This window comes from Streptococcus sp. E17BB, assembly GCF_041807725.1.
GTDB lineage: Bacteria > Bacillota > Bacilli > Lactobacillales > Streptococcaceae > Streptococcus > Streptococcus entericus.
This window is the reverse complement of record NZ_JBGTZC010000015.1, coordinates 28,766-49,424: the sequence shown is the minus strand read 5'-3', so window position 1 is coordinate 49,424 and position 20,659 is coordinate 28,766. Positions and strand designations below refer to the sequence as shown.

Genomic DNA, 20,659 nt, shown 5'->3' with positions numbered 1-20,659 from the left:
CCCCCCCCCCCCCCCCCCCACCAAGTAAGATGGCTTTTGGGGTAACTGATGTCGTTTTGCCACGAGTTAAGGAACGAATAGTTCGTTTTAAGGCTAAGTCAAAGTCATCTTTGCTAAATTCTTCTAACCGCATTAAGCCACCACCTGATGATGAGCAAGCTCCAACATTCGCTCAATACCATCTAAATAACCATTGTAACGCTCCACTTCATCAAAAGTATTGACAAGGTAAATCTTGGTATTGATAAGATCAGACAAATCATCACTCATCAAAATCCAAGGGCTAGTCTCATCATCAAAAGTAATTCCTTGACTATCTTGATAGCGATATAGTTCGGACAAAATCGCTGCGCCACGCTCTTTGATAACTTCAATTTTTAAGGTTAATTGATAATCTTCCACTGGTGTTAACATTTTTTCTTCTCCTACAATATCAACATAGGATACATTAAATTTCTGACAGATACGGTCTATGAGCTCTGTTGATAACGAGCTTGTCCCATTTTCATAACGGCTCAAACTATTTCGAGAAATTCCAATTATCTTGGCAAATTCAGGTTGGGTCAAATCATGCGTTTTTCGTAACGATTTGATATTTTCTCCAATCATAAAAAGTCTCCTTTGATTTTTTCTTTATTATATCACAAAAATAGATAACGCACCAAAAATGGTGCGTTATCTATTTTATTTATAATTATTAAAATATTAGTGACTTAGGAAGTGATATTTTCTGTTGCAACTTTAAATTTTTTTGATATAATTTTGTTAGTTTATAAAACAACAAATGGATTAGGAGGTTGTATGTTTTCAGGAAATCGTTTAAAAGAAAGACGAATAGTTTTAGGTTATTCACAATCTGCTATGGCAGATAAACTTCATATCAATCGTTCCTCCTACTTCAACTGGGAGAATGGAAAAACGAAGCCAAATCAAAATAATCTCAGACAACTAGCGACTATCTTGGATGTTTCAGAAACTTATTTTGAATCTGAGTACAATATAGTCAATACTTACCTCAAGCTCTCATCAGAAAATCAAGGAAAGGTTGATCAGTATGCTGATGAGTTACTTCAAAAACAACAATCACAAGAGAAAGTAATTCCTCTTTTTGCAGTTGAGGTCTTATCTGATGTTTCACTTTCTGCTGGTCTTGGGGAATCGCTCTTTGAGGAATACGAGACAGAAACCGTCTATGCTGAGGAAGAACAGTATGGTTATGATATTGCTGCCTGGATTAAAGGAGATTCTATGGAACCCATCTATCTTGATGGCGAAGTAGCCCTTATCCGTGCTAGCGGTTTTGATTATGATGGTGCCGTCTACGCCCTATCCTGGAATGACTCTGTCTATATCAAAAAACTTTATCGAGAAGAACATGGCTTTAGAATGGTATCCCTCAACGATAACTACCCTGATAAATGGATTCCTTATGAAGACAATCCTCGTATCGTGGGACTTGTCGTAAGTCACTTTATGCCTGTTATAGGAGCTTAAATATGTCAGTCAATATTAAAGAAATGATTTATCTCAGAGATAACCGTATCTATTTTATGAAAAGGCACCCCTTTTCATGAAATTCTCAGGAGCTAAGCTCTCTACCAAACCATTATTGCCCATATCCTCCATAAAATCGACCTTGATGTCGTAAGCAGATTTGACTCTTGTACGGTTGAGGACATAATCACTAAACTCTTCCGAGCTAATCGTCTTCTTAGCATTACGGTCTGAAAAAGTAAAGCGTAAGCAACACTCATCCATGTGTTCATAAGCATAATCGGTCATGATAATAGTGTTCTCATAAGTCTCGATATACTTATCATTATTTAGGCAGACATGGTTATCCACAAAGACAAACTTCTGACTATCAATGGCCTCCTTAAAACGAACATTAGAAAAGTATTGAAAGCATAACTCGGTGAAAGAAATCGTATAGGTCTGCCTGTCCTTAAAGGCATCTAGCTCAAAACTGTAGTTTCTCAGATAACGGTCATCCAAATAATTATAGACACCATGAGCTTCTTTATAGCCTAACTCAATCATCCGAATTTTTGCGGCTTGTCTGGATACCCCAAAGAAATTTGCCAGACTATCCACCACTTCTGTGGTGACTTCAATCTTAGACAGATCACTATAAATGGATGATAAGGCACGATAGAAATCCTCAATTTTCTGTCTTGTCTGCTTCTTTGGCATAAGGATTTTAGGAGCTAGGTTATTAGCCTGCCATTCCATCCAGTCTAAATCAGTCCAGTTGGCCACATCTGACAGGTTTTCCTGTGTTCGACAGGATACCGAATCATGAGTTTCATCCACAAGCATACGCAATTCATGATAAATGCGATGAAACTCCCAATGAACACACTCGTGGATAATAGTATTGTTTAGGGAGCCAATATTTCGTTTTTGAGAAACCTCCTCATCTGCACAAATTGTTCCTTTCTTGATTAATCGCCTAATAGCTTGATTGTTAGCATCATAAGTCTCTATCTCAGTATCCTTAAAAACCATCTTACCAAAAATGGAAAAGTCAGAAGAGAGCTTGGTTTCCATGATGGTAAGCCCCATAGCAGCCGCAAGTTCAGTCACGTCAATCTTGGTAGGTGACTTGAGAGCTTGTGGATAGTATTGGGCTAGAAAAGCGTTAGCCAACTCATCAAAATCTGTCTTTTTGATATAGGGTACACCTGACCGACTGAGGAAACGGCTACACCGTCTATTTTGTTCTTTCAGGTCAACGGATTGAACCACAAAAGACTGAATACCATTATCTAGGACAACTTCTGTGACCATTGAGAGCCAGATGGTTTTCTCATCTACCTCTAATTCTCCCTTATACCGTTCGCTCACTTCCACAAAGGCAGTCACCACAATCTCCATCTCCAAACGGTTATTGTCTAACATAGAGGTGTAAATAGCATAGACATCAATATCTATCAACTCGATATAATTCCTAGGATTTCGGATATTTCTAGTTGATAAATCAATCTCCTCTCTGTGTTCAATCAAAAACGCCCTGGCCTTAGTAAAAAGGAGATTATAATACTTCTTTTGGATATAGGTTTCAAGAGATGGTCTGGACATGGCAGGACTCCTTTTCTTTTATCTTGAATTCTATTATAGCTTATGGTATAATTTTGTCAAGTTATAAATCGACAAGGAGAAAAGACCATGTTCTCACCCACAAAACTCAAACAACATCGACAAGAAAAAAATCTTTCCCAGACTGCTATTGCGAGTGTACTAGGTATTACAAGGTCTGCCCTATCTTCCTGGGAAACTGGGAAAGCTGTCCCAAATAAAAAACACTTAGACCAACTCGCTCAAGTCCTAGATATTAACATCCAAGACTTGTACGAGGAGCACCCCCACCTCACCCTCTACAAACAGCTCAACAAGACAAACAAAAAGAAGGTCGATGAGCTAACTCACGACCTTCTCAGGGCACAAAAAGTTATGCCTCTCTTTAGTGTACAAGTTCTTGATAATATCGCTCTCTCAGCAGGACATGGCTCTGGTTTCTACGACGAATACGAGACCAGAGAGGTCTTTACCGACAAGGAATATCTCTACGATGTGGCAACTTGGATTACTGGTCATTCCATGGAACCTGTCTACCAAGATGGGGAAGTCGCCCTCATCCGTGAAGGAGGTTTTGATTACGACGGAGCCGTCTATGCGGTGGCATGGAATGAGCAAGTTTATATCAAGAAAATCTACCTTGAAGCCAACGGCTTCCGTCTCGTCTCCATCAACAAAGATTATCCAGATAAGTTCGCACCAGCAGAGGATGAGCCAAGGATTGTGGGGAAAATAGTTGGGAATTTTATGCCTATAGAATAGTATAATTCATCAAAACTTTTCCGAACCTACTTCACATATTATACGAAAGACATAAAAATTTAACATTATGATAAGAAAAATCATTCTTAAGATATGAGGATTCAATAATATATAAGGGTAATTTGATTCGACTTAGCAATACTCTATCTCACTAACCTGCCAGCACTGGCACACGACTCATTACTCTTGAGTAATATTAGTTACCAAGCAACCGAAGCTCTATTAAAACTATATGACCAATCAAACTCATTGAATAAACAAGTATTTTTAGCCTTCGATAAAGCAAGCTCATATTCTCCAGAAGCGAATAAACTCTTGTCAGAAAATATTGTATTGAGACTCTCTAGTGACGGAAATGAACTCTACGGTATTTCATGGAACAAAGGAGAAAACTCAGATGAAGTTTAGCTACAATAAATTATGGAAACTTCTTATTGATAAAGGTTGGACCAAAACCAAGCTTAAGCAAAAAACAGGAATCAGCACTTCAACCATTGCAAAGTTAGGCAAGGGAGAGAATGTCACTACTGATGTACTTTTAAAAATTTGTACAGTACTAGATTGTCAGATTGGGGATATTATGGAAATTATACCGTATATTGAATGATGGTTACTGCAGATATTAAAATCAGCCTAAATGATTCAGGCTGATTTTTCTATTGATTCAAAAAAAACTATCTATTCTGTGATAACATGAATAACAGGACACTCTATGAAGATAATTTATATAAGATAGAGAAGCCATTCTCATCTGAGAAGCAATCTTTAGATAATCTTCATTGAAAAAAGTTTATTAAATTTTGAACAAAAACTACTCAACCTGACAAACTAGCATAATTAAAAAATTTTTTGAATAATAGCATATATCAAACCTAAAATAGGGACAGCTACCCATATCCAAAATTTCCATCCATTTTGAATTTCATTCTCAAGCTCCTTGTTATGAAGTTTTAGAAGTTTATTTTCATTTTCTAGTTCGCGGAATTTATCCTCTGCGTTCATCTACACTTCCTCCTTAAATTTATCCAACTGCAATTGCATAGAGATAAATATTTTTTTTATCACTAATTTCATTAATAAAAGTTTCTATTTTATCATCAAACCAACCTCCCATCGGTAAACTTTTTATTCCTAGCGCAGTAGAAACAAGCTGGATATTTTGTGCAATATGACCAGCCTCTAAATGCAAAAGTCGATAAGCTAATAATCCATATTTATTGAAAATATTTTCATAGTTCGAACATAACATAATTATCATATTTACCTTTTTAAATGAATTATTTTGTACGTCACTGTTTTTACTTGTTATTGGGGCAAATGTTTCTAAGTCTATAATATTCATACTTTTTTTAAATTCAAGTCCGTCATACTTTACTTCATATATACCATTCTTTACTTCATCCATATTATCAATATAAACAAAAGGAGTAATTGAATTTAACGCACCTGATGTAGGATAGCTAAATAAAGGAACCTCTTCTCCAAATACAAACTTGCAATTTGTAGGAGAGAATACAGTTTTCAACAAGTAAATCAGTTTGTCAAAACTCACATTCTTATCAAATTCATTTAGTAAAGACGATCTCCTTTTTAAAAGTATTTTATCAAGTGACTCCAGTTCATAATCTAACTCAAAATCTTTAAATTTAATGCTATTAGAGCCAGATATTCTATTTTGACTTTTGAAACTGTACTTATCCCTAGGCTTCGATATTTCCCAATATTTAGATTGGTATGATAATACTTTTTTTATTTTTTCAAAAATAGAAATATCAAAAAAATATTTTTCCATATTAATCAGAATTCTCCCTCAGAAAAAAATCTAGCATGGTAACTTCAATAGTGGGAGAAATTCCCATCCTATTTGCGAACATATGTATTTGGGAAGAAACTATCCCCATGTATTGCTCTTTTGAAACTAAAGTAGAAATGACAAAGAATAAATTATGAATCTTTTTAACATAAATATCAAAATCTTTATTCAAAAAATTTTTATTTTTAATAACTGTAATATTTTTTTGAATAAATTCCAAGATTTTTTTGTCAATACCGACCCCTTTACTCTCCCAGAAATTAATAGCATAGGAATCCATCTTTAAAATTTCTTCACTTGTTAAATTACATTCGTTATGAAATACAAAAATAATATAGAAAGTCAATAGAATTTTACACAAGAATTTTTTTTCGTAATAATAGTTATCTACCACATTAAGTAACGCAGTTGAAATCTGACTACAGATACAAAATAGATCTTCGCTTACTATCAGAGCTTCTTCCCCGCCATATCTCTCTATTTCCGGTATATAGGCAATGTTTTCAATAGTCGCATTTTTCCTCAATTTTCTATCCATCTTTCCGTTGTTATCAATACTCTCATTATAAATTTTCTTATAATCGGTCTTATTTAATAACTTCGTTGGAGGATTATTCTCCCAAAATTTATAAGCATACTTATTTATCATACTATCAATTGTTTCGAAATTTTGTGTATCCCTCACCAAATATCTTAATCGAATATGAGGCCCCCCTTCCCAATAACGAATATAGAAATATTTTTCAATCTGATTCTGATTAACTAATTTATCCATAAATTTTGATAAATAGATTACCAATTTATCAAATTGTTGAACATCATGATAAAATAAATGCTTTGATTTCCAATCTCTTTTCATTTATTATTCCTTTATATATAATCTTATGGAAATGGATGGGGAAGATGGTTTATGGAATTCAATGTAATACTATTTACATTTCCCCCTCTATAATCTACATAATTTTTTATCCTCTCTATATTTACACGCCGATTTGAATGTCCAAATGACATATTAAGAAGTCCAGGAATCAACACTTTAACACAATAAAGTCCAAATTTTTCGGAAACTTTATCACTTATATTCACTACATATATATCTCCAAATTTTTTTTCAATAATTTTTATTAGTGCCTGTAAATCTGAGGTAAGCGTTGCATGTGAATAAGTATTAAAAATTCTATTCTCATCAAATTCATTTTGATATTCACTATAATTATTTTTAAATAAAAAGGGCATTTTATTTTTATAATCCGCATGAGCATGATACAATATATGATCGTCAATATCTCGTATTAAAGAAAAATTATTCTGAATCTCCTCAATAAATGACTCTTTACTTCTAACTTCAATTAATCTTTCAAAAGTTGGCACAGAGGTTATTACTTCAAAAATTGCTGATTCAATTGCACTTAAAGGATTAATATGACAGCCTGCAGCTGAAAAACTTCGAATACTAGCATTTTCATTATGATTTATATACAATGCCCAAATTACTGGTATGCCCACTTCTTTAGTTATATTAAAAAGTTTGAGCTCACAGTTATCCTCTTTTAGTCTTTCATTAATAATACGTAGGCGAGATGGTAAAGATTCCCATGATAATTGTTTTACTTCTTCTTTTAAATACCATGTAAGTAAAAAATTATCTCTTTCAATAATTTCTAAAATCCCATAAAAAATAGCTTCCTCAATGCTACTCCCCAAAGCACATCCATTTGATGTTTCATAAACAAACCTTTCATTTTCTTCGCTTTTACTAAAGTCTTTATAAAATACTAGTTGCGAGGGCAATAAGCAAATTTTTCCGGTAGTTATATTTTTACCAAATATCCAATCATAATTTTTCTCAGAATCAAAATCATGAAATTTATAGGAACTATCTCTATATTCTTTATTAGAAAGACAAAAATCAACAGGATTTAATGTATTGTACTTTTTAGATAAATCAGAAAAACACCCTCTAATTAATTTTTTATAGCGTCTATTTCTAGAGTTGCAGTATCTCTCTAATGACTCTAAAAAAGCAGATTTTGTTGCAGCCTCTGTCATAAAAGTCCTTCCCCAGCCTGACTCGTAACCAGCATCAACATTAATCTCTACTGCATGGAGAGGCGCATATTCGGAAATTTTTTCATCATATGAATGATGAAAAAATCCAAAATTTCTATCTAGATATCTAGTAAAATCGAATAGATGCTCACTCTTTTTTAAACGATAATTTTTAGGAGATAATTTTTTTCCTTCACCAAGTAGAATATCTGCCATTCTTTCCGACATATCGTAACTACTATTTTCACAGCTACAACTAAAATGGAAAGTAAAATTTGTAGTATTTACCCCCTCAATACTATACTCCTCTACCTTAGGGTCTAACTTCTCATTAAATAGTATTAAATTTGATTTTAACCTATTATCAAGATTAAAATGTTTACTAGGTAATGTTCCGTATTTCAGGAATAATAATAGATTATGCTCAGGGTTGTTATCTTTAAGTTTTAATAATAGACAGTTCAAACAAGGTCTAGATGTTGATTTTGGAAAATACAATGCATATATAATATTAAAAGCATTTATTATAAAAACGATATTCCTGTTAGGTGATTTAATAATAATATTATTTATGTTTTCAATATCACGTCGAGATTTCAAGTATATGATCAAATCAACTTTTGAATCTGGGTTAAGTGTTGATAACTCTTGTGCTCTAATATCAATATTGGTATGTGCACTTAAAAGTTGTAAAAGTTGGTCCTCAACATCAACAATTTCAATTATTCTCATTTTAAACCTCTCCCATAAAGATTCCAAGCTCCAGTCCTCTCAAAGAACCATTTGAATAGTATTTTTGAGATTCATTTATATCCAGATAATCATTAAAATCATCTGATAAAACAACAAATAAATTATCCCAATTTAATTTTCCAAATAGTTGCTCAGATAAAACACTTTCAACAGAATCTAAAAGCTTAACAATACTTAATTCATTTAAGGCAATTTCTGAAAAGATTATGTTAGAGTGAAATTCCAATTGCCCCACAAAAATATTATTGTACTTAAACACTCTTCTTGTGTAACCTTTACTACCTTCGCAAGCATTTAGGAGTTTCATTTTGCTTTTGTTGATATTAATTGAGTTTTCTATCAATTCTCGCTTACTCACTATGCTTTTACAACAAACATCTTCTAATTCAAAATAATTATTTAGATTATACGAAACCATTTTTTGGATGGCTGAAAAATATGTCTTACTGATTATCAATATGTAATTTTCAGTATTCTTTAAATTATATAACAAGCAATAATAAGGAGATTTAGAAATTGACGAAAAATTTGCTACTTCACTCCAAAGAATTTCTGCACTTTTAGCAATCTTAATTTTTTCTGTCTTATTTTCCCAAGACTCTATCGGATTTTTCGGATTATCAGAATATAACTTAATATCATAAAAATAATTTCTCTTAATAAAATCAATCAAACTATTTTTCTTAGAAAAATAACTTTCACTTTTATTTTTTTCAAAATCAAACTGCTTTAATTTTCCTGGAAGCTCTTCTTTTCTAAATTGAAGATGACTCATTCCAAAGCTACTAAAATACCGATATAGTTCTAGATTATTAATTTCTAGTTTTATGTAATCCTTTATCAGAAAAACACTCCCATACTCATCCAATATTACATCTACATAATCCATATATTTCAGCCTCCTTTAAAATCGAATTCTACATATCTTTTAAATACTCAAAAAAAGCTTGATAGTTAAAATTTGACTTACTAAAGACAATAGTACTTAGAGCTCCACACAACACAGTCCTTTCTACACTACTTACTTGTAACATTGAAAAAATTTCATAAACTTGGTTCACGAGAGACCTATATCTTTGAAATTGCCAACTATCAAAAAAATCTGAAAATCCTTCAATTTTAAATAAAGACTGGTGAAAGTCACTTAGCTTGGCTACTTCTTTTTGTACGTTATCAATCTTATAGTCTAGCGAATTATATAACAATCCTGATTTTGCTAATAATTCGCTATATGTCGTTATTTCGCTTAATATATGATCCCAATCATCAAATAGCTGATTCTCAAAGGTATCACTTGGAGAATCAACTAAAGTTCTATCCAGATTTATAATATAATCTGAATATTGCTCAACTAATTTAGAAATAGAGGAAACAATCCTCTGTTTAACCGAAACATATTTATCTGAGGTGAGTGAATCTAATCTGCTCATATAACCTTGATAATGAGAAAAAAATGACATACACCCAAATTTCGCTCCTTTAAATTCATCATAGCAAAATTGCTTTGAAGTCAAATATAATAATTTCAATAGTAACAATCTTTTTTTATCATCCTCTAAGTCAATAATTTGATTTCTATATTTACACAACAAAATCAATTTTAATTTTTCAATTTTTATAAATTCAACATTCGGATAAATTTTAGATATTTTACTTTGCCAATCTAATTTTTCTTCCACTATTGAGTAATCTGTTTTTATATTCGTTAAATCCATTTTGGGACCAGAATGATTTAGTATGTTAATTTGGTTTTTTACCTGCTCAAGAGTATTCTTATTTGTAACCCTAAATTCCTTAAACAAACCTAAAATTTTAGTAAAAAAATCTGTTAATAAGACAGTTGTTTGCTGTCCTCCTGAATGTAATATTTGAATACTAAAACCATTACTACTATCAACTTTAATTGAATTAATTGCATCCATCAATTGCTTATTTTCATTTATAAATTCATATAATTCATACAGAACTTTACCTCTAATTTTAGAATTATATATGTAACAACGTACTTTACTTGAAATCATAATAGATTGCTCCTATTCAGTATACTCTTTTATATACTCTGTCATCATTACATCTTCATCAAGATTTGGAATGAGTTCTTCAATAACCATGTAATCAAACTTGTTTAATTCTTTAAAGAATAACTTATTGAAAAGTATACTGGTAAAATCAAAATACTGGGGCTTTTCAAGATTAACAAAATAGTTCTTATCTTCTTCTATAATTTTCCCAAAGTAGACCATTACTTTAGTATTGAAACCAGCTCCTTCTAAAAAATTTAAAATGTACTCTATTTTATCTGGAAATCTCGAATCCAAAAAATCATTTATATACGAAACTGATACAATAATCTTCTGTCTTGAAAGAACAACATTGTCTAACTCTATCCTAGGAATTGTAACTTTATCTTTACCACTTAATACTAAATTATTAATTATCTGCTTTGATAAAGAAATTTGAAATGATCCACTGTTACTGATTGTATCCAAAGTAGCAGCTAGAGCAGGAATTGCTGACTTAATTACAGAACCTTGGAAAATAGTTTTTATCAATTCCCTTCTATTGTTAAACAACCTAATTCTGTTGTTACTATCAACACCAAACAAGAGTTCACTCATTTTTATAACTTTTTTTATATACTTAACATTGATTTGGTGATTTGGGATTTCAATTATTTTCTCAGCTGTCAATACTCTAGAATTTGCATTAAATCCCCAACAATAAAACATATCCGCAATTCTCTTTTCAAAATTTAAAAAGTCAATATATTCTCTAACTTCTTTAATAGCGAATATTTTCGGATAAAATGTAAGGAACCTATTAAAATATGCTAAATATCCTGGGTAAATATTATTCACTACTACTTTATCTCCAGATAACTGAAAAAATATGCTATTTGAAAAATCTAGCAAATCATTCTCTTTTAAAAAGTTCTCCAACTCTTCTACAAAATCATTTTTTATTACTACTGTTTTATCCACATCAACCCCATTCAAAATATTTTTTATAAATTCCTCTCTAAAAAGTAGTAATTGCTTCAATATATTTGACATATATTCATCTGGATAATATGTTTCCAAATTAACATTAGCGAGTCTAGGAGCTTCTTTTATGATTATGTTAACTATATCCTGAACTATTTCTTCTGATGTCCCTACCTTCTTGTGTTCTCTCTTGTATTTATTATAATAATATTGTCCGAATAGTAGCTGAAAAAACAAATTACTATCAAATAATCTCGTTAGAATTAATAGCTTTCTTATTGACTTATTGTCAACTTTTAAACTTTCTTCTTCAATTTGCCTCAACTCTACAATATCTTGATAAATAAAATTATCACTACTAACATTGTTAATATTTAATAGTTCACATATTTGCCCAAAACAGTCTTTGAGTGATTGAATCTGAACTTCAGAATGTAAAAAATTATAATTTATTATTTCTAATAGACGCTTTGATTCTAAAAGTAGCAAAGACACTTTATTTACTATAGGGTTCTTACTATTTTTATCAGAAATCCATTTTAGCAAATCCTCTAAAATATGAGGAGATTCAGACAGATACTCAACAGAAAGTAACATTTTATTTTCTAATAAAAACTGTATTACCTGTGATTCTTTACTAGGATAATAATCTGCTATAAAACTCAATAAATTCTTGTATGATATTTTTTCTACTGAACCTATCTTATAATATAAATCTTCTAAAAATTTCGTTTTAGGAAATTTATAAAAAGTATCAAGAGTTTCAAATACCTTTGATGAGTCATTTCTGCTTTTTGAAGCAGTGTACACCACTTGATTTCCACTAAAGGTCACAGTATCATTCATATAGAAATGCAGTGTCACTAGGAAATCATTGAAATACTTTAATTTTTCAAAGACTTCTAACAACAATTTATAATTAATTTGAACCGAATTCTTTTTCTGTTTAATCCCCTCTAAGGAAGAATGACATAATATTTCACTACTAGTCAAAGTGCTGAAGGGACTTAATTTCAATGTTGCCCGACACAGTATTTTTAATAAATAATAATCAAAATTTCGATTTTTTTTGTTGTGTACAATAGGTAATTGACTAATATACCGTTTGTATCGACTATATGCACTTGAAGATAGAAAGCATATCCCATTTCGAATATTTGGATTTTTACTAACTTTGAAAATAATTTCTCTCTCTTTTAGATATTCATTTTCGATTACTTGCTCAATCTCTAATTTTATAGAATCCAGTTTTTTCTTACAATCCTTTAGCGTAACTACCTTTTCCTTTAAATCAAAACTTAATTCTTCTAAAGGTATCTTCGAAATATTGTCATTAAAAATTTTTCTTTTAAGTCCGACTAAATCACTTCTGTTTTTCCCTGAAATAGTTGCAATCTCTTGTTCTAATTTTTCCAACAAAAGTTCTTTCAAGTGATCAAACTCTTTTTGTTCTAACTTTCGTAGGATATATAAAGACTGTAGTTTCTCCGAAGATAATTGAAATAACCAATTGGGACGTAAAGGATTTTTTCTCATTATGGTTATTGGAAATTCTTTCATAACCCCCCCTAATACCTATCATTTAGGAGCTAGAAGCCTCCTACACAAAATATAAATTGAAATCTCAACCTAATAAAGATTATTCAAATTTCATACTTCATGGCTGCTACTAGACTATTTAAATAGTATTTTTAGTCATATTTAAAAATTTTTATAGCGATAAATAAGAATACTACTGTAAATGTCAGCACCACAGCAAAATCCACAGCCGAAGCGCTTCCATTTATCCAAGTATCTTTCAATAAACTTAGAGCAGGATAAGTAGGCAATACTTTACTTATCTTTTGTAAAATTTCAGGCATAAGTTCCACTGGGTATGTTGCACCACTTATAAAAATCAAAAAGAAATATGAAACAAGTGCAACTGATTGGGACGTTTTAGCATCTTTTGTCAAATTTGCAAATATCATTCCTAGCAAGTAAACCATACACCATACCACAAAGAAAACTCCTATCATTGAAAAAATTGCTTTTCCATTTAAATTCATATCCAGTATATAAATTGCTGTTAAAAGAAGAGAAACTACCGAGATAGTAACAACAAACAGTTGCAACAAAAAATTTGCAATAATAAAATCAAAGGTTGATACTCCAGATAATTTTAAGCGCTTAAAAAATCGGATTAATCGATTATATGACATACCAACCCCAACATTCCCAACTCCAATAACTAATATTGTCAAAAAAACATACATTGGGAAACTATAGTCAACCGTTGCAACTTTTTTCCCCTCCAAAGTAATTTCAGAAAAATTTGTCGACTGCATCCATAAAAAAAACTGAGGAGCAATGAAGCCAAAAAATAAAATTACTGGTGTTCTCATTAATTTCAAAAATTCAACTTTAAACAATCCAAAGAATTTATTCATTAAAAGTTCCTCCTAGCACTACTTCGTACATATTACTAACACTTCCATATTCCTCTATAACTGCTGATATTTTTTTATCAATTTCAATTTTTCTATTATTGATAAGTACAACCCTATCGCAGAGTTCCTCGATTTCTTCCATATAATGACTCACAATAATAAGTGTTCGCTCTTCTGAAAATTTCTTTATATAATTTCTTATTTTAGACCGACTAAGTGAATCCAGACCTGTTGTTATTTCATCAAAAATAAGTATATGCGGATCATGGAACAATGAAAACACAATATTTAACTTCTGTCGCTCACCTCCAGATAGATTGGCAATTTTTTTTCGAATCAATTGTTTTAATTCAAACAGTTCTAAATAAAAATCAGCTTTGCCTTTTATGTTATAAATACTCTCCATTAAATCACAATAATCTCTTATTGTTAATCTTTCATCAAAACTAGCATCCTGTAGTTGTACTCCAAAGTTTCTATAGAATTGTCCATCATTTAAAGAATATTTTATTTCTCCAACTTTAGGACTTTTTAATTTTAATATAGCATTTAGTAAAGAGGTCTTTCCACATCCATTTTTTCCTATAATTGCTATTTTTTCGCCTTCATTGATTCTAAGATTAATATTCTCCAAAATAGTATCTGCCCCATAAGCAATTTTAATATTTTTTAATTCAATCATTTTTACCTCCAATTGTTACTGAATTGTCCATCCACCATCAATAACTAAATCATGTCCAGTTATCATTTTTGCCCTACTGCTTATTAAAAATAAAATAGCACCTGAGATGTCTTTAGGAGAGGCGTAACGCTGCAACGGTATTTTCTCTTTTGCATCTAATAACATATACGAACTGTTTAATAGTTCACAGTTATCTTTTGTTTCAATGAATGTTGGGGAGATTGAATTTACTCTAATATTAAATAGAGATAATTCCAAAGCTAAACATCTACATAGCTGACTCAGCATAGACTTACTGACACAATAAGGCAACCTTTGAGTATTTGCAACTATTCCGTGCTGAGAAGAAATTACAACAAAACTCCCCTCTGTTCTCCTCCTGATAAATTCTTCTGCAATATCCTTTATAAATAGTGAAGCATATATAAAATTTAATTCAAAAACATCACACAATTTATTATAGTCCCACTGAAAAAAGGGTACTAGTAAATTCTTACCAATTATAAATACACAAGATTCAATTTTATATTTTTCAAAGATTTTACTTATAATATTTTTTACAGTAGACCTTTTGCGTATATCTATTCCAAAAAAATCAACGTTTGTTTGATTTCGAAATATATTATAAAATTCTTCCTCCCGAGCGGGTAAATCAGAAGCAACTACAAAATAATTCTCCTTTATTAAATCAAAAATTGTTCTTTTCCCAATTTCGCTACATGCCCCAGTGACTAATACAAATTTCATATTTTAAACATCTCCTCATACGTCTTCTTTATTATATTTACTATTGCAGTAACTTCATCAGTTTCCGTAATAAACATAGGGACAAGTGTAATTCCATAATTAGTATCATTGCTATATACATATGTAATTAATCCATTACATAACAGTTCTTCAAAAAAGCACATCAATACCTCATGATTTACTATATTATGGAATTCCAAAGTTATAAACAATCCCTTAATAAAGAATCTACTAAGATAAGGAGCTAACTGCATTTCGATTTCTTGTTTAAATAGAGTTGATAAATTTAGAACTTTCTTCTTGTAGTTTTTCTCTTTATATTTTGTTAGAACATACATAGCACTCGCTGTTAATATCGGATTAAAATTCTGTGTAGAAAAGTGTTCAAAGGTATCCGTAGTAGATAGTTTTTCAAAAACGGTATTTTTAAAGATTGTAACACCAAATGGTAATATACCATTGTTTATACCTTTTGATAAACAAATTATATCCGGTCTAACACCTAAATCAATATATGCAAACTTTTCACCAGTTCTATAAAATCCAGTTGATACCTCATCAAAAATAATTTGAATTTCATAATCTTTACAAATACTCACAATTTCTTCCATCACCCACTTAGGAATTTCAAAACCTCCGCCATAACAAATTATAGGTTCAATAATAATTGCTGCCGTTTTTTTATGATATTGCTTGACATATTCTCTGAAGAATTCTAAAGTTACTTTATCATGTATAAAAGGAATAAAAACATGTCCTCCCATTAATGGAGAGTAGGGTTCAAATAATCGGCGTTGCGTCCCAGATATACTCCAAGCACCTATCGTTCCTCCATGATAACTTTTATCAAATGAAACAATCAATTTTTTCTCATCATTTCCATTTAAATTATGATATTTTCGAGTAGCCTTGATAGCAACCTCGATGCTTTCAGAACCAGATAAAGAAAAATATACATTACCATCCAAATATTCAGCAAACCTCAAAAGGGCTTCTGCATAGCTCTTATTTATTTCAGTGGTAGATATCCATGGATTCAATGATCCACACACTTTAATTTGGTTTGTTATTGCTTCAGTGATTTCTTCATCATTGTACCCTAAATTTTTGTTCCAAAGGCAGCTAATTGAATCTAAATACTTCTTACCTTTGGAATAGACGTGACACCCATCGTGACCATCAATAACTAGCAGATTATTATATCTCTCTCTTTCAACCGATGAAAAAATTTGCGACATAGCCCCCTCCTCTAAATTAATTTACTTTGAGGAAATATAATATTTTAAGTTAACTCTGTCTACTACGTATCTAACTTGATTTATATAAAATACTATATATCTCCGATAATATTGTTCAGTAAAATTTTTTGGTTCAACATATACTTTATCCATTATTGAAATTTCTTTTTTTATTAGAAGTGATATCACCAAACTTTTTAATAGATTTTTTATTTTCCAACTATCTAGTATATGTTTATTTCCATTAATAAGTTCATTTTCATTCTTATCATCGTTCAATTGATTAAAATCTTCAAATTGAAGCATGCAATTATCCAAATCACCATCTTTGAAAGCGAATCTACTAGCTTGTTTTCTATAATTTAAATAATTAAAAAGATCCAAATTAATCAAATCTTTTGTGCTAGAAATTGACAAACGTGCGATATCAATGAAAGATTCATTATTTACTACAATAAAATTCTCATTTTTATAATATGGAATAATAAATTTCACGAGTATTTCCCCAGTTAAATAAAACTGAAAAAGCATTTCTAGAAATTCATATCTTTCTTGAAAAGTAAATAAATCAACTAAGACTTCTCTCCCATCATATACTTTAACATCTGTATTCTTGTAGTTTTTAAAGTTATGATAACTGATAGGAAAAGAATCAATTTTAATGCTACTCGATTTATCCCAAATTTGTATCTGGTCAGCTAATTGCACTACATTAACTAACCCAAAGTTACAAAAAGTTGAAGTATTATCAGTAATAAAAGAACTATTTACATTACTATTTAAAAGCAGATAGTCTAAATCTACATTTGTAAAATTATCAATTGATAAATGAATTACACCACTGTATTTCTTTTCTATTGGATATATCCCTGTATAAAAACACAAAAAACCATTTTTAAATACTGAAAAATCAATATCAAAATTATGTTCATACGGTTCCCAAATAATATGTTTACGGAATTTAATAAAAAAATCATTAAACAGGAGAAAGCTTAGATTATCCCTTATTATAGAATAACTTTTCGGATATTTTATAATAATGTCCCCATATAATCTCCGAGCTATACTTAAAACTTTATAATACGTACATTTTTCAATAGGGATATTATTTACAAAGACACTTACTAATCCTGAATTCTCTAATTTAAAAAAAATATTATTATCCATAGTTTTAATAATAGAAAAGCCTGCTAAGACCTTTAAACTTAGCAGGCAGACTAAAGCTAACCGGCTAAAATATACCGACTAACTATGTGCAACACGATGAACAACATGAGCAAGAACCGCATGTTGAATAAACGTTATCTCCAGTACTACCACTTGAAGCAGCAGTTTCAGGAAGCACAGAGACGTCATCAAGTTCGATGACTTCAAATTCAAAGTCATCAAGAAAAGAAATATCTAAATCTCTCTGTTTATCCATTTCATCATCCTCCTTATTATTTTTTACAATATCATTGTAAACGATTTCTTTTCGTTTGTCAAGCTTTTTATAAAAAAAAGTCACAACGTACTCATGAAGAGGAAACAACACATTTCTTCTGAAAAAAATGATTATAATCTGGAATTATGTTCTATAAAAATTCACTTCAATTAGCTAAGATTTAAATAGATTTTTTAAAGGGGATAATTGTCTAAAATTTAACTTTTTACAAATCAAGGTGCCTCTCTAAACTAGCAACCTCTCTAATAACTTTACCCATATAGCTATAGACAGTATAAAAGCCTTGGAAACAGCTTATTCCAAGGCTTTCTTTGTATTCTATTGTATCAATTACCTTATTCCGATTTCGGTGTGGTTACTCATTTTGATACAATTTAAGCGTTCTAGGATTTAGGGGGGACATCTATTTCCTCATACTCCTTTACCCACGTCCCCCCTTTGTGTCTACGGAAATAGATACCTTATAAATTTCCCAGAACTTCAGCTACCTCAACTGAGGTAGTCACTCTGATACTACCCCACCCCAAGCTAAAAAGCCTTGTCTCCAAGGCTTTTTAGCTTGCTTTCGTTCAAAGGTTTCTAGGCTTTCACCAGCAAACCAACTACCTCGACGTGATGCGTCTGTGGAAAAAGATCCACTGGTTGCACCTTGGTCAGCTGGTAGCCGAGTTCTTGGTAAAGCTTAATGTCACGCGCCATGGTGGCTGGGTTGCAGGAGATGTAGGTGATTTTTTCTGGGGACATGGCAGAGCTGGCACGGATAAAGCTTTCGGTTAGCCCTTTTCGTGGTGGATCGACGATAATGACCTTGGGGCGAAGCCCCTCGCTCTGCCATTTTGCCATCGCATTCTCAGCCGTATCACAGGCATAATGGGCGTTCATGATGCCGTTGTTCTGGGCATTTTTCATAGCGTCTGCGACAGCCTTGTCCACGACCTCGACCCCGTAAACAGCTTTGACTTGACCTGCTAGAGAGAGGCCGATGGTACCAATCCCAGAATAGGCATCAATGACAACATCGTCTGTACTCAACTCTGAAAAATCAATCGCCGTCTGGTAGAGTTGCTCAGCCATTTCCGTGTTAACCTGATAAAAGGACTGGGCTGAAATGGCGTAAGTATTGCCTAAGAGCTGGTCCTCAATCGTGTCGCGACCGTAAAGCGTGATGAACTCCTGACCAAAAATCACGTTAGTCGCTTGGTCGTTGATGTTCTGGATAATAGAAACGAGATTAGGGAAGTCAGCGGTCAGCCGCTCGATGAGCTGCTCAACACGGAAAATCTTGGGACGGGTTGTCACAATCACCAACATCAGCTGCCCTGTCGCATAGCCACGACGGACCACGAGGTGGCGAATCAGTCCAGCTCCCGTCGCCTCGTCATAGGGTTTGAGGTCAAACCGACGAAGCAAGTCTCGCGTCGCCTTAATCAAGCGGTCAATCTCTGGATGCTGGATATAATAATCCTCAATCGGTATGAGGTCATGCGACCCTTTTCGGAAAAAGCCCGTCTCAAGCTGTCCATTGACACGGCGGACAGGAATAGCCGCCTTATTGCGATAAGCCAGAGGTTGCGCCATACCGAGAGTATCCAAAATAGGAGCATCCGTAATCCCTGCAATCTTGCTTAGAGCAGCCTTAACCTGAGCAGTCTTAAACACCAGCTGCTGGTCATAGGTCAAGTGACCCAGATCTGCAATCCCCGTCCGTAGATAGCTCGTATCAAGTGCCTGATTTCGGTGGGGTGACAGGCTGTGATAGGTCTCCACCTTACCAAAGCCAACCGATTTTTTGACCTTCAAGACCCGCATGGCAATCTGCTCACCTGGTAGGGCATTGTCCACAAAAAAGACCAGCCCCTCGCGCTTAGCCACCCCCTGCCCCTCATGGGTCAGGTCTACAATCTCAACATCAATCACATCATTCTTTTTTAGCATGTTTTCTCTTTTCTATTCATAAAAATTGGAGCAACGTCTCGTCCCTCCATTATACCATATTTAGCCCTTCCTATAACAAGTGACAAACAATAAGTTCTATGTTATAATATCTCTATAGTTTATAGGATAAAGGAATTTTTTATGAAACGCTTTTTTAATCTGATGATTGTTACTATATTGTCGCTTGGGTTAATGGCCTGTTCAAAAACCAATCAGACTGATGACACAACTTCTTCTGTTGAATCTCAACAGATTGTAGCCAAGCACTCTGATATTCGACTAAAATTTAATGACATTAGTCTTGCTAAAGCAGATCAAGAATTTAAAGGCGGGACAAATCTCGCAAAACTGAAAGAATTATTTGGCGAACCTGTTTCTCATGAACAAGTACCAGCTGGAGATGTCACGCTTGACGTGTACCGCTGGCAGTTTGAACATGTTGAAGTCCTTGTCCAACTCTACCAAGACAGCGCCATCGCACGTTCAATCTCTAATTTTTACTTTATCAGAGATTCCAAGATTGATGCAAAAACCTTTGAACAGCTTAAAGAAGGCATGACCTATACACAAGCAGTTGACCTCTTAGGTGAACCTGATGTCCTCTCTCAAGGAGTATCCTCTGACAAGGAAGAACTCCAAGCACTCTGGGTAAGTGGCTTGAAAACAGACAATCAAGCGCAACTTCAGCTCCTCTTTGAGAACAATGCACTCAAAACTAAAAATCAACAAGGTCTCTCTGACTAAT

20 protein-coding genes and 2 pseudogenes are annotated in these 20,659 nt (G+C 32.4%); 5 read left to right on the top strand and 17 right to left on the bottom strand.

Annotated features, from left to right (window positions below; all coding sequences use genetic code 11):
• Window positions 1-133 (bottom strand): annotated as a pseudogene (locus ACERC7_RS05270) (toxin PezT); the annotation flags it as partial.
• Window positions 133-609 carry a type II toxin-antitoxin system antitoxin PezA gene (gene pezA / locus ACERC7_RS05265; RefSeq protein ID WP_256770380.1) on the bottom strand — a complete coding sequence of 159 codons (477 nt, stop codon included), beginning with the start codon at window positions 607-609 and terminating at the stop codon, window positions 133-135. The gene pezA and the pseudogene ACERC7_RS05270, both read right to left, overlap by 1 nt.
• 192 nt (window positions 610-801) lie before the next feature.
• On the opposite strand from pezA, the gene ACERC7_RS05260 reads away from it, so the two are divergent.
• Window positions 802-1,494 (top strand): helix-turn-helix domain-containing protein, encoded by a 693-nt coding sequence (locus ACERC7_RS05260; RefSeq protein ID WP_373658830.1) that lies wholly within the window; start codon window positions 802-804, stop codon window positions 1,492-1,494.
• A gap of 54 nt (window positions 1,495-1,548) precedes the next feature.
• Here ACERC7_RS05260 and ACERC7_RS05255 read toward each other — a convergent pair whose 3' ends face one another.
• Entirely contained in the window at window positions 1,549-3,081 is a 1,533-nt protein-coding gene (locus ACERC7_RS05255; protein WP_373666329.1) for an ImmA/IrrE family metallo-endopeptidase, read from the bottom strand.
• Window positions 3,082-3,168: 87 nt separating this feature from the next.
• On the opposite strand from ACERC7_RS05255, the gene ACERC7_RS05250 reads away from it, so the two are divergent.
• The 3 genes and pseudogenes from ACERC7_RS05250 to ACERC7_RS05240 all read left to right on the top strand — a co-directional run bounded on the left by ACERC7_RS05250 (window position 3,169) and on the right by ACERC7_RS05240 (window position 4,447).
• Window positions 3,169-3,840 (top strand): S24 family peptidase, encoded by a 672-nt coding sequence (locus tag ACERC7_RS05250; RefSeq protein WP_373658828.1) that lies wholly within the window; start codon window positions 3,169-3,171, stop codon window positions 3,838-3,840.
• A gap of 126 nt (window positions 3,841-3,966) precedes the next feature.
• A pseudogene (locus tag ACERC7_RS05245) lies at window positions 3,967-4,248 on the top strand (DUF2326 domain-containing protein); the annotation flags it as partial.
• The gene (locus ACERC7_RS05240) at window positions 4,238-4,447 is read left to right on the top strand and encodes a helix-turn-helix domain-containing protein (RefSeq protein ID WP_373658827.1); all 210 of its coding nucleotides are present in this window, start codon (window positions 4,238-4,240) and stop codon (window positions 4,445-4,447) included. The pseudogene ACERC7_RS05245 and the gene ACERC7_RS05240, both read left to right, overlap by 11 nt.
• A gap of 230 nt (window positions 4,448-4,677) precedes the next feature.
• Here ACERC7_RS05240 and ACERC7_RS05235 read toward each other — a convergent pair whose 3' ends face one another.
• The 14 genes from ACERC7_RS05235 to rlmD form a co-directional block, all read right to left on the bottom strand.
• Window positions 4,678-4,842: a hypothetical protein gene (locus ACERC7_RS05235; protein WP_172643155.1), complete on the bottom strand. Its 165-nt coding sequence runs from the start codon at window positions 4,840-4,842 to the stop codon at window positions 4,678-4,680.
• Between the two features lie 19 nt (window positions 4,843-4,861).
• Window positions 4,862-5,632: a SagB/ThcOx family dehydrogenase gene (locus tag ACERC7_RS05230; protein WP_373659872.1), complete on the bottom strand. Its 771-nt coding sequence runs from the start codon at window positions 5,630-5,632 to the stop codon at window positions 4,862-4,864.
• Window position 5,633: 1 nt separating this feature from the next.
• Entirely contained in the window at window positions 5,634-6,512 is an 879-nt protein-coding gene (locus tag ACERC7_RS05225) for a lantibiotic dehydratase C-terminal domain-containing protein (protein WP_373659873.1), read from the bottom strand.
• A 23-nt stretch (window positions 6,513-6,535) separates the two neighbouring features.
• Window positions 6,536-8,434 (bottom strand): YcaO-like family protein, encoded by a 1,899-nt coding sequence (locus tag ACERC7_RS05220; protein WP_373659875.1) that lies wholly within the window; start codon window positions 8,432-8,434, stop codon window positions 6,536-6,538.
• Between the two features lies 1 nt (window position 8,435).
• The gene (locus tag ACERC7_RS05215) at window positions 8,436-9,344 is read right to left on the bottom strand and encodes a hypothetical protein (protein ID WP_373659876.1); all 909 of its coding nucleotides are present in this window, start codon (window positions 9,342-9,344) and stop codon (window positions 8,436-8,438) included.
• Between the two features lie 28 nt (window positions 9,345-9,372).
• Window positions 9,373-10,476, bottom strand: coding sequence for a hypothetical protein (locus tag ACERC7_RS05210; RefSeq protein ID WP_373659877.1), 1,104 nt, complete (start codon window positions 10,474-10,476; stop codon window positions 9,373-9,375).
• Between the two features lie 12 nt (window positions 10,477-10,488).
• Window positions 10,489-12,999 (bottom strand): hypothetical protein, encoded by a 2,511-nt coding sequence (locus ACERC7_RS05205; protein WP_373659879.1) that lies wholly within the window; start codon window positions 12,997-12,999, stop codon window positions 10,489-10,491.
• 131 nt (window positions 13,000-13,130) lie between these two features.
• Entirely contained in the window at window positions 13,131-13,868 is a 738-nt protein-coding gene (locus ACERC7_RS05200; protein ID WP_373659880.1) for an ABC transporter permease, read from the bottom strand.
• Complete coding sequence (locus tag ACERC7_RS05195; protein ID WP_143935231.1) at window positions 13,861-14,550, bottom strand: ABC transporter ATP-binding protein; 690 nt, start codon at window positions 14,548-14,550, stop codon at window positions 13,861-13,863. Before ACERC7_RS05195 ends, ACERC7_RS05200 begins: the two co-directional genes overlap by 8 nt.
• 15 nt (window positions 14,551-14,565) lie before the next feature.
• Window positions 14,566-15,297, bottom strand: coding sequence for an SDR family oxidoreductase (locus ACERC7_RS05190; protein WP_373659881.1), 732 nt, complete (start codon window positions 15,295-15,297; stop codon window positions 14,566-14,568).
• Window positions 15,294-16,535, bottom strand: a complete 1,242-nt coding sequence (locus ACERC7_RS05185) for an aminotransferase class III-fold pyridoxal phosphate-dependent enzyme (protein ID WP_373659882.1) — start codon at window positions 16,533-16,535, stop codon at window positions 15,294-15,296. The genes ACERC7_RS05190 and ACERC7_RS05185 overlap by 4 nt, the downstream gene beginning before the upstream one ends.
• A gap of 21 nt (window positions 16,536-16,556) precedes the next feature.
• Window positions 16,557-17,702 carry a hypothetical protein gene (locus ACERC7_RS05180; RefSeq protein ID WP_373659883.1) on the bottom strand — a complete coding sequence of 382 codons (1,146 nt, stop codon included), beginning with the start codon at window positions 17,700-17,702 and terminating at the stop codon, window positions 16,557-16,559.
• A gap of 82 nt (window positions 17,703-17,784) precedes the next feature.
• Entirely contained in the window at window positions 17,785-18,042 is a 258-nt protein-coding gene (locus ACERC7_RS05175; protein WP_373659884.1) for a thiazolylpeptide-type bacteriocin, read from the bottom strand.
• A gap of 516 nt (window positions 18,043-18,558) precedes the next feature.
• On the bottom strand, window positions 18,559-19,914 hold the full coding sequence (gene rlmD / locus ACERC7_RS05170) for a 23S rRNA (uracil(1939)-C(5))-methyltransferase RlmD (protein ID WP_373666328.1): 1,356 nt from the start codon (window positions 19,912-19,914) through the stop codon (window positions 18,559-18,561).
• Window positions 19,915-20,055: 141 nt separating this feature from the next.
• Here rlmD and ACERC7_RS05165 point away from each other — a divergent pair, with 141 nt between their 5' ends.
• Complete coding sequence (locus tag ACERC7_RS05165; protein WP_373659888.1) at window positions 20,056-20,658, top strand: DUF3862 domain-containing protein; 603 nt, start codon at window positions 20,056-20,058, stop codon at window positions 20,656-20,658.
• Window position 20,659: the final 1 nt, after the last annotated feature.